12 protein-coding genes and 1 tRNA gene are annotated in these 9,123 nt (G+C 61.5%); 10 read left to right on the top strand and 3 right to left on the bottom strand.

Annotation, left to right across the window (positions count from 1 at the left end; genetic code table 11):
• From I6F36_RS28210 to I6F36_RS28175, 8 genes are all read left to right on the top strand, one after another.
• Positions 1-321, top strand: a 321-nt coding sequence (locus tag I6F36_RS28210; RefSeq protein WP_225140926.1) for a transposase, incomplete at its 5' end; no start/stop codon positions are given.
• 192 nt (positions 322-513) lie between these two features.
• The gene (locus tag I6F36_RS28205) at positions 514-921 is read left to right on the top strand and encodes a hypothetical protein (RefSeq protein WP_225140928.1); all 408 of its coding nucleotides are present in this window, start codon (positions 514-516) and stop codon (positions 919-921) included.
• Positions 918-1,856, top strand: a complete 939-nt coding sequence (locus tag I6F36_RS28200) for a hypothetical protein (protein WP_225172604.1) — start codon at positions 918-920, stop codon at positions 1,854-1,856. The genes I6F36_RS28205 and I6F36_RS28200 overlap by 4 nt, the downstream gene beginning before the upstream one ends.
• Positions 1,837-2,358, top strand: a complete 522-nt coding sequence (locus I6F36_RS28195) for an SbcC/MukB-like Walker B domain-containing protein (RefSeq protein WP_225140934.1) — start codon at positions 1,837-1,839, stop codon at positions 2,356-2,358. The genes I6F36_RS28200 and I6F36_RS28195 overlap by 20 nt, the downstream gene beginning before the upstream one ends.
• Positions 2,359-2,405: 47 nt before the next feature.
• On the top strand, positions 2,406-2,957 hold the full coding sequence (locus I6F36_RS28190; protein WP_225140936.1) for a hypothetical protein: 552 nt from the start codon (positions 2,406-2,408) through the stop codon (positions 2,955-2,957).
• A 3-nt stretch (positions 2,958-2,960) separates the two neighbouring features.
• Complete coding sequence (locus I6F36_RS28185) at positions 2,961-3,398, top strand: hypothetical protein (RefSeq protein WP_225140938.1); 438 nt, start codon at positions 2,961-2,963, stop codon at positions 3,396-3,398.
• Between the two features lie 111 nt (positions 3,399-3,509).
• Positions 3,510-4,106, top strand: a complete 597-nt coding sequence (locus I6F36_RS28180) for a competence protein CoiA (protein WP_225140939.1) — start codon at positions 3,510-3,512, stop codon at positions 4,104-4,106.
• A gap of 229 nt (positions 4,107-4,335) precedes the next feature.
• A complete protein-coding gene (locus I6F36_RS28175) occupies positions 4,336-5,640 on the top strand; it encodes a hypothetical protein (protein ID WP_225140941.1) in 1,305 nt (434 codons plus the stop codon).
• A gap of 255 nt (positions 5,641-5,895) precedes the next feature.
• On the opposite strand, the gene I6F36_RS40040 is transcribed toward I6F36_RS28175, so the two are convergent.
• Entirely contained in the window at positions 5,896-6,120 is a 225-nt protein-coding gene (locus I6F36_RS40040; RefSeq protein ID WP_225140943.1) for a hypothetical protein, read from the bottom strand.
• 137 nt (positions 6,121-6,257) lie between these two features.
• Here I6F36_RS40040 and I6F36_RS40035 point away from each other — a divergent pair, with 137 nt between their 5' ends.
• Together I6F36_RS40035 and I6F36_RS40030 are read left to right on the top strand one after the other, a co-directional pair.
• A complete protein-coding gene (locus tag I6F36_RS40035) occupies positions 6,258-6,677 on the top strand; it encodes an SEC-C metal-binding domain-containing protein (RefSeq protein ID WP_369418358.1) in 420 nt (139 codons plus the stop codon).
• 127 nt (positions 6,678-6,804) lie between these two features.
• Entirely contained in the window at positions 6,805-6,972 is a 168-nt protein-coding gene (locus I6F36_RS40030; protein WP_225140945.1) for a hypothetical protein, read from the top strand.
• A 259-nt stretch (positions 6,973-7,231) separates the two neighbouring features.
• Here the strand turns inward: I6F36_RS40030 and I6F36_RS28155 are convergent.
• Both I6F36_RS28155 and I6F36_RS28150 read right to left on the bottom strand, forming a co-directional pair.
• A tRNA-Arg gene (locus I6F36_RS28155) sits at positions 7,232-7,308 on the bottom strand.
• Between the two features lie 296 nt (positions 7,309-7,604).
• Positions 7,605-9,104: a HAMP domain-containing sensor histidine kinase gene (locus tag I6F36_RS28150; RefSeq protein ID WP_036014057.1), complete on the bottom strand. Its 1,500-nt coding sequence runs from the start codon at positions 9,102-9,104 to the stop codon at positions 7,605-7,607.
• Between the last annotated feature and the right edge of the window lie 19 nt (positions 9,105-9,123).

The following is a 9,123-nucleotide window of genomic DNA, read 5'->3' as shown; positions in this document are numbered from 1 at the left end:
TGGACGCGGGGTCTTCTGATCCGCCGCAACATCGCCGACGGCAGCTTGGCCTTCTTCTCCACATGGTGCCCCAAAGGCACGTCCATGCAGAAGCTGGTGTCGGTGGAAGGCCATCGCTGGGCCATCGAGGACAGCTTCGAAACCGCCAAGAACGAGCTCGGCCTTGATCACAACGAAACCCGCTCCTGGCATGGCTGGCATCGCCATGTCGCACTCGTCATGCTTGCCTTCGCCATGATGGCCGTCATCCGTCATCGGGCCAACACCGGGTCGTTGCTTAAAAAAACACGACCGCGGCCTCGACCGAAGCATCGTTCTTGATCCGCTGGTCGATCCAGGAAATCCGGCGCCTCGCCATGAAGCTTGCCCAGCGGCGCATCCCGCACGCCCATATCCTCGCATGGTCGTCTTGGCGTAGGGCCCATCAGGCCAACGCGCGCAAAGCCCATCTCAGGAAAAAATTGCAACTGTAATGCTAGGCTTCGCCGTCGGCGCGAAGAACTTGATACCGCGTTGACCGCGACAGGCCAACGTTTGGATGCCGCAACGCGCGCGCTCTCCGCTGGAGAAGCGCGCCAGGCGGAGACAAATCGCGGCATCGATGTGGCGCGCGGACAAGTTCTGGCTGCCAACAGCGCTTTTGGCGAACAGTGGTCGTCGTTGGACGATCTCTGCACGAAGGCTGGGATCGAGGGGAACATACCTCCCGTTCTCGATGACCAGGCTGCGTTGAAACTGGCGGCCCTCATCTCAGTCGCGATCGCAGAACGATCAGCCATTGCGTCTCCGCTCGCAAGCTCCCGGCGTCTTCGGACAGAGATCGACAGTTTGCAGCGGGAGCATGACGCGCTCGGTGAGGTGATCGAGACGACCGCGCGCTCCATCGACCAAAGACGTCTGATTTCCACGCTGCGCAATTGAAGGCAACTGAGTACACGGTCCAGGCGGCGGGCCTTGCTGAGCGCCTCATTTCAATTAGCCGTGAAATCACGCCGTTTCTTGCTGCCGCTGGTCTGGCCGTCGACTACCTCGATGTCGATCCCGCGGGTGTTGGCGTCACGCTGTCGAGAGTTGCGACGGAGTATGCCGCCCTGCGCGAGCAGGTTGGCCAGCTTGAAATGACGCTCCAGCGCTTGGCGCCCGAGCGTGCGGCGGCGGACGCCTCGCTTCGGCACGCGCAGGCCCACGTAACGGCGGCGGCGCTTCTTCTCGATCAGCGTCGCCTGGCCGAGGGAGAGAAGGCGCGTGCCAGAGCGGAACTCCTCGATGGCGAGGCGACAGCAAGTCACCGGGCTCGGATCGCCGAGGCTTGCCAGACCACTCGTGAAGCTCTTGCTCGCGCGCGCGAGACAAAATCCACTACAGATGCAGCGTTCCAGGCGGCCGGCGCTCGTTGCGACGAGGCCGCCGCCGGATTGGAGACTGCCAAAGGCCGTAACGCTTTAGCCGAAAAGGCATTCAACGCGGCCTGCATGGATATTGCTCGCCCGCCAGATCAGGTTGCGGCGCTGATCGCAACCGACCCAGCATTGAGCGGAGCGTTACGGGTCCGAATTCGAGAGATCGATCGAGGCGTGAACGATGCGGGCACCGCAGTGCTGACGCGTCAGAATGACTTACACCGGGCGTTAGAAGGGTTCGACGAGACCACCGATGTCGAGAAGTTGGCCGCAGTCGTCGCGGCGTTGGGAACCGAAATCGGAGACTTGCAACAACGGACAGGTGCACTTGCCGCTACGCTCGCGCGAGACGACGAGGCGCGCGGCGCCGCTGCAAATCTATCCGCGCAAATCGAAACTGCGAAAGCGGAACTCGTAATCTGGCAAGCAGTCGACGATGCCCATCGGCTCGGCTAGCGGTGATCGTTTCCGTCGCTTTGTGCAGGGCATCACGCTCGACCACATGGTGCAATTGGCGAATGATCATCTCCATGCATTGACACCCCGCTACAGGCTCGCGCGGGGGGCTGCGTCCGATCTCACGCTGCATATTATTGATCGCGACATGGGCGACGAGGTCCGCGGCACCCGAAGCCTGTCAGGCGGTGAACGTTTCCTCGTCTCCCTTGCGCTGGCGTTGGCGCTGTCAGGTCTTGAGGGTCGATCGTCCTTTGTCGACACGCTGTTTATCGATGAAGGCTTTGGCTCGCTCGATGCGGAGACCCTCGACTTAGCAGTAGATGCGCTGGAGACCTTACAGGGTAGAGGTCAGAAGGTTGGCGTCATCACGCACGTCGCTGCCATGATCGAGCGGATTGCCGTGCAGGTGCGCGTGGAAAAGCGCGGTGCAGGTCGATCCGAGATTAGAGTTTCTGGTGGCAAGGGAGCCGCGTGGCCTGCGACGAGTAGCGCACAATAATATCAGGCGAAGCGGCCTCGGAGTGTTCAGGCCGGAAGAGGGGATACATGGAGAAATATCATATCAAGCTGACTGAGAGCGAGGCCGCGACACTCGCGAAGATCGATCTCAGGGAATCTCATTGCAATCATGATGAGGGCCACGCAGCTTATAAAGCCAATGCGCAGCCGATCCTTACCTTGCTCCAATCTCTGAGCGACAGGTCCGCAGTTCCCCAAGAAAGGCTGAATTACTGGAATGACCCCCGATACCATCACGGGAGGATCAAAGCGTCGCGCAAGGGTCTATTCGAGAGAAATGGTTGCAGAGGTACGGACATTTACACGCATCCACATTTTATCCGTTATCTTCGATATTTTCTGTTTGGTGCCGATCTTCCCGACGACGTCATTGCAGCATTTGAGGAAAAAGTCGGTAACCCACAGTGGGTTTCCTCTAGTGATGTCATTCCGATCGGAAAGTTTGCTCGGGATCTCACCCGCCAATATCGTCTGGACAAGACGGATGCACCAGAAGAGTTCTTCAAACTTTGCCTCGACATGGGGCTTAGCTTGACGACAGCCGAGAGCGTCATGCGGGCGGTCAAACAAATTCGATAGAACATGGACAAACTGACGCTGAACTACGTCTGGGGGCAGGAGCGGATACCGGTCGTACTGCGGCGGACGGGAAGAGGGCAGCGCTTGCGCGTTCGACTTCCCTTCGCGGAAACGAATTGCCAGTGGCTTCAGAATGGTAGACGAACGTCGCCTATTTGGATTGCCGGCAAGAAATACTGGGAACTGCCGAAAGCTTGGTTCAACGATTTCGTCGAACGCTCGTTGGCCGAATATGGCAAAGTCTACGTTATTCAGCCCTACCGTGAGCAAGAGAAATGCTCTCCTGCGTGCCAGAATGCGACTGGGCATGAGTGCCAGTGCTCCTGCATGGGCCTCTATCACGGCGCCGGAAATGACGGCAGTTGGTTCGAGGTATCCGATACTTTCGCTGCGCGTTGGGGCGAGCAGGAGCTCGCCTGTCGACTAATGACGGCGAGATAGGATGTCTGCTGGGGGAGGATGCATTTTGACCAAAGGCTCGGCCGATCGGCTGGCGGCAGCGCCATTGTCGTGCTTGTTGGGTTTAGCGAAGCGTAAAGGGGAGCCATAAACGTGCTCTATGCCTGGGTCGGCGACCAGAAGCGCGCCCCCGTCGCGAAGGGTGAACGGACCACGTGTCGCGACTGCGGCGGCTTGCTCACCGCCGTCATGCCCGTCGAGAACACGTCCCACTGGCGGCACAAGGCGGGTGATTGCGATCCCTGGAGCGAGCCGGAGGGAGCCTGGCACCTCGGCTGGAAAGAACTCTTCGATATGTCCTGCCGCGAGATCGCTCTACGCGACCCGACGACAGGAGAGCTGCACCGCGCAGACGTCCTCGTCGGCAGCGGCACCCCGCGCGCGACCGTCCTTGAGCTGCAGCACTCCTCGATCAGCGAGGACGAGCGAAACGCGCGGGAGGCCTTCTATCGGCGCGGAAACCGGATGTTCTGGCTGGTCCACATTCACAGCGAAAGCTCGTTCCTTGGGACGTATTTCAACATGTCGCTCGATTTCGGATCACGGGTCGTAAATCTCGACGGCAAGGAATTCGCGATCATGCGCTGGGTGGGCCCGAACAAGCAGTTCATCGAGAAGTGGAAGCGTGCGGTAGCCCACGTCTCTTCAATGCAGGGCCTTACATCTTCTACCTTGCAGGCCCCGGCGTAGCGTCTCGTCTTGGAGGCCCCTTGAAGCGCGGCGAATTCGCTCTCTGCGCCCTGACCCGCGATGAGTTTCTGCGAGCTGTCCGCTGGGAGGATACTGCTCCTTCTTGACGGCGTGCTCGTATTGAGCGGCGCCACGCCAGATCACTTTGCATGGCTGCCGGTATTCCTGATTAAACACAATGCGAGCGCTCGGGACAAAGCTCGCTGATAGTAGAAGGTGATGTTTTCCAATGAAGATATTTTGGTCATGGCAGAGTGATCGCGATCCGAAGTTGCATCACTACTTTGTGCGCGATGCGCTGAAGGACGCCTGCAAGCTCATCGCCATCGATCCCGACTATGAGGAGGCGGAGCGTCCCGAGGTCGATCACGATACCAAGAATGTCGCTGGAACGCCGGACATCACGAAGACCATCCTGGAGAAGATCGCCGGCGCGAACGTCTTTGTCGCGGACATGACCCCGGTGGGCATGACGGCCCCTGTAGCACTTCAGCCCAACATAGCTGCCGAAAAGCGTTCCGAGCCCAAATACCTCCAGAACCCGAACGTCATGTCCGAACTCGGCTACGCCGAGCATGCGCTCTCACAGGGCCGCATTATTCTCGTAGCGAACGGCGCGCACTATCCCGGTCCCGTGGCGCTTCCCTTTGATTGGCGTCACCGAAGCGGCGCGAAGGTCTACACCCTCAAGGATGGAGCCACGAAGGAGGAGATCAAGGCCGAGCAGAAGCGCTTCGCGGAGGTGCTGAAGAGCTGCATCATGCCCATCCTGGCTGAGCAGGCTCCGGTAAAGGCACCACCACCCCCAATTTCCTGGCAACCGTCGAGCAGTAGCGATCCGACCATTTGGCCGGCGGCTGAGAAGAAGCTCGAATTTCGCAACAATGCAATGGAGGAGCAGCGCCGGAATGTCCGACTGGGAAAAGGGACGCGGATCTTCGCACGCATCGCGCCTAGCGAATGGTCAGCGCCGGCCCGGGTCGAGCTTGAACAGCGCATCTCCGACGTGGGACTGAACATTCGGGGGCGGGACGGTGATTGGGGCCTCAATGGCGATGGCGCGCTGTCAGTCTGGGGGCGGATCGCGGGGAACGCTGACGACACGGACGTCACGAATGCGACGCAATGGTTCCAGTCGAACGGCGAGCTTTGGGGGGTCAACAGCAACTGCTTCGCTGAAAACAGCGGCGGCCTGTGTTTCGCGTCCGCGCTGCCGTTCACACCGCTGGATGAGTTTCTTCGTAAGGGCATTGCCGCCATCAGAGCCATGGGCGGTAAAGGCCGGATCGGGATCAAGCTGGGTGCTGGCGATCTGACCGACACTGTCTTGCCTGGCCAATACCAATCGCAACGCTTCCCGGCTGTCAGCGGGCGTGCGGATGTGGGCGAAGAACTTGAGTCCTGGACGCCGAACGAACGGCGGGCGCTCCTGTTCCGATTCTGGAACACTTTGATGGACGCCTACGGTCGGCCGCCTGCGCGCTCCATTACAGAGTTCGAGCAAGCAGCCGCGATTGCGCCGCTATCGAAATAGGCGTTGGAATGACCCAGCAGAACGAAGAGGCAAAACCAAACGTGCTCGATCCGCGCCAACTGGTGCGTATCGAAGCGGTGCATCGTGGCTTCCTGTATCAGCACCTCTATCTGGCGAACTGCTTGCTGCGCGCCGGATCGGCCGGCGTCGACAAAATCGTCGTCGAAGGAGACGAGGACGTAGAACTGCATCGGGCGGCCGACTGCTTCTATGTGCAGGTGAAGACGCGCCAGGGACTCCTGGAAGCTGGCGACATCAAGGGCTCCTCCCGGGCGCGTCGGGCATGGAGACGCTTGGCCGTTGAACATCAAGCTCGGTCAGGACGCGCTGAGTGTCGATGTCGTGATCGACAATGCCCATCGCCTGACGCCGGCGGACCTGAAACCGATTGTCGACCAGGCGCAGAACGTCCGCTTTCTTCTGCTGTGCCAGCCGGGCATCGTGACACAGGAGATCGCGGCACTCCTCGGCGTCGAGCATGAAACGCTGGGTGGTTGGGACGAGGACACCATTGCGGCGGTGGTCGCCGAGGTCGGCTGCGTGGCCGACTACGCGGATTGCGAGCGTCTGTCGCGTCTCACCGGCGGGCTGCCCTACTATGTATTGAATGCGGGGACATGCTTGCCGAGGTTGAGGAGCGCCTTCCAAAAAGCGACCAGCACCATCGCATCTTTCGCTACAACCGAGCACTGGCGATGTTCAAGCTCGGGGCCTACGACCTCACGCTCCAGGAAACGGAACGGCTCGGTGAAGAGTATTATGACCTCCTTGGCCTATCGCCAGAGCAGGTCATTGGCAGAAACCCGCCAGCCATCCGCCCGCTGCTGCCCAAGGGGCGGCGCCGCCTCATTACACGCCTTCGCCGGTCCGGCCCGCCGCCGCAGAGAAAGGTTGTTATTCCTCCGGCAATGCAGAAGCTTCTTGCGGCGCGCAACGGGCCAGCGGCGCCACCCCAGCAGCGTCGAACCAAGGTCGGCCGAAACGAGCGGTGCCCGTGCCAGTCAGGCCGGAAATACAAGCATTGTCACGGCCGATGATCGACAACGGCACCCGCCCATCGTCAACTATTGGCATCCCTCGCAACGTCCGGGACGCGTCGCCGCCCTGCTATTCGTTGCGCAGCCGATCTCCCTCATACTTGGCGCACCGCTCTCCGGTTGGATTATGGATGTCTTCTCGCAGGCTGAGGAAATGCACGGCTGGCAATGGATGTTCATCATCGAGGCTCTTCCGGCTGCAATCCTCGACTTCGTCATTCTGTCCTTTCTCAGCAATGGAATCGACGATGCGAAGTGGCTTTCCGAAAGTGAAAAGCAACCGCTGGCGGCTTGAGTGGCGAGGTACTAGCAACTTTCAGCCGGTGGACCTTCTCGCAGACCGACCCAGCCATATTTTCTGATGGCGCCGCCGCACGATCTTCGATGGTCGGTTACGCAGCTCGGGAAATCCAGCGCTCCTCTTGGGTTCGTTCTCCGTCACGGGATCCGCAATCGCAATAAAATCCCCAGACTAAATCCCAGACTAAATGGAAATTCTAGTCCGGGGTTGCTCCAGGCCAATCTCGAAACCTGTGTTATTTTAAGGAGTTAGCTGGCGCGCCCGGAACGATTCGAACGTCCGACCCTCAGATTCGTAGTCTGATGCTCTATCCAGCTGAGCTACGGGCGCGTGTTTCGCAAACAGCGCGGGCAGGGCCCGCAAGCAGCCCCCGGCGGAGCCGGAGGGGGTGCGAAAGAGCGCTCTGACTAACCGCTCTTGTCCCGATTGGCAAGGTCCGGCTCGCCGGTATTTTGGGGCATTTCCGCACTTCTCTTCGTCATTCCGGGGCGCGACGAAGTCGCGAGCCCGGAATCCATAACCACCAGCCGGGGTTATGGATTCCGGGCCCGACCCTTCGGGTCGTCCCGGAATGACGGAAGGAATGGCGATGGCCCAGCTCGTTTCAGTCGGCCGCTGGCCTAGCCTTAAGCCCTCTGGCGCTCGTTGCGGATGGAGAGCAGTTCCACGGGACGGTCGGGGATGACGATGCGGAACGTGGCGCCGATGGTGCCCTCGACCAGGTGGATCTCGCCGCCATGGGCGCGGACCAGCTCGGCGGCGATGGCGAGGCCAAGGCCGCTGCCGCCGGGGCGGCCCGAGGTCTGGAAGGCCTCGAACAGGCGCTCCCGGGTCTTCGGGGGAACGCCGGGGCCGGTGTCGGAGACCTCGAGAATGGCGACGGCGCCTTCGCGCTTTCCGGTGATCCGGATCTGCTGCACGCGCCCCTCACCCGCCGCATGGCTTTCGAGCGCCTGGGCGGCGTTGCGGACGAGGTTGAGCAAGACCCGGAACAGCTGGTCGGGATCGGCGTCGACCGCGAGCCCGCGCTCGATCGCGGCGACCCAGGCGATCGAGGCGTCGTTGGCGAGCCCCGCGGTCTCCCGCACCTCCATCACAACAGGCTCGATCAGGATCATGCGGCGGTCGGGTGCGGCCTCCTGGGCGCGGCCGTAGGACAATGTCGACTGGCAGAAGGCGATGGCGCGCTCGAGCGAGCGCACGAGCTTGGGCGCAAAGCGCTGCACGCGCGGATCCGGCACGCTGGCGAGCTGATCCGACAGCAGCTGGGCCGAGGCGAGCAGATTGCGCAGATCGTGGTTGATCTTGGAGACCGCGAGGCCGAGGGCAGCGAGCCGGCTCTTCTGATTCAGCATCGACATCAGGTCGCGCTGCATGTCGGACAATTCGCGCTCGGCGACCCCGATCTCGTCGCTGCGCTGGCTCGGCACGATGATGCCGGCCGAGCTCTCGGGATTCTCGTGGAAGCCGACCAGGCTCGCGGTCAGCCGCCGCATCGGGCGCACGAAGAGATAATGAAGCGCGAGATAGACGAGGCCCGCGGTCAGCACCGCGATGATCAACGCGACCACGACGAGGTTGCGGGAGAAGCGGTACATCTGCTTCCGCAGCGGCAGCTCGTCGGTGACGATCTCGATGAACTGTGCATTGCCGACCCCGGGGCCGACGATGCGGATGGCCTGGTTGCCGGTCTCCAGCATCATCCGGAACGAGCCGGTGATCGCCTCCCAAGCCGTCATGTCGCGCAGGTCGATGTCGTGCTCGATGGCGGCGGGAATGTTGTCGCTGGCGAGCAGCCGGCGCTGCTGGCCCATCTTGATTGCGACGGCGCGGGCATTGATGCTCTTCAGGATCTGCCGCGACAGCGAATCGGGGACCATGCCGAGCGGCGCCGCATCCAGCACCAGCGCCGCGGTGTTGGCCGCCGCGACGCGATCATTCAGCCGGTTGACCCAGAAATTCGCGATGGCTGGCACGTAGAGCAGCACCGCGGCGATCATCACCAAGGGAATGGTGAGCAGCAGCAGCTTGCCGGACAACCCGAGCCCGCGCGAGCCGCGGGGCCGCGTCGCCGGCTGGTCTGGCTGATCCAGATCCTGGATCGGCTGGCGATCTGTGGCTGGCACGAAACTCGCCCCTGTTGGC

Origin of the sequence: Bradyrhizobium sp. BRP19 (assembly GCF_020194195.1) — a bacterium.
Classification (GTDB): domain Bacteria; phylum Pseudomonadota; class Alphaproteobacteria; order Rhizobiales; family Xanthobacteraceae; genus Bradyrhizobium; species Bradyrhizobium yuanmingense.
The sequence above is the reverse complement of the archived record's forward strand: the minus strand, read 5'-3'. Positions and strand labels throughout refer to the sequence as shown.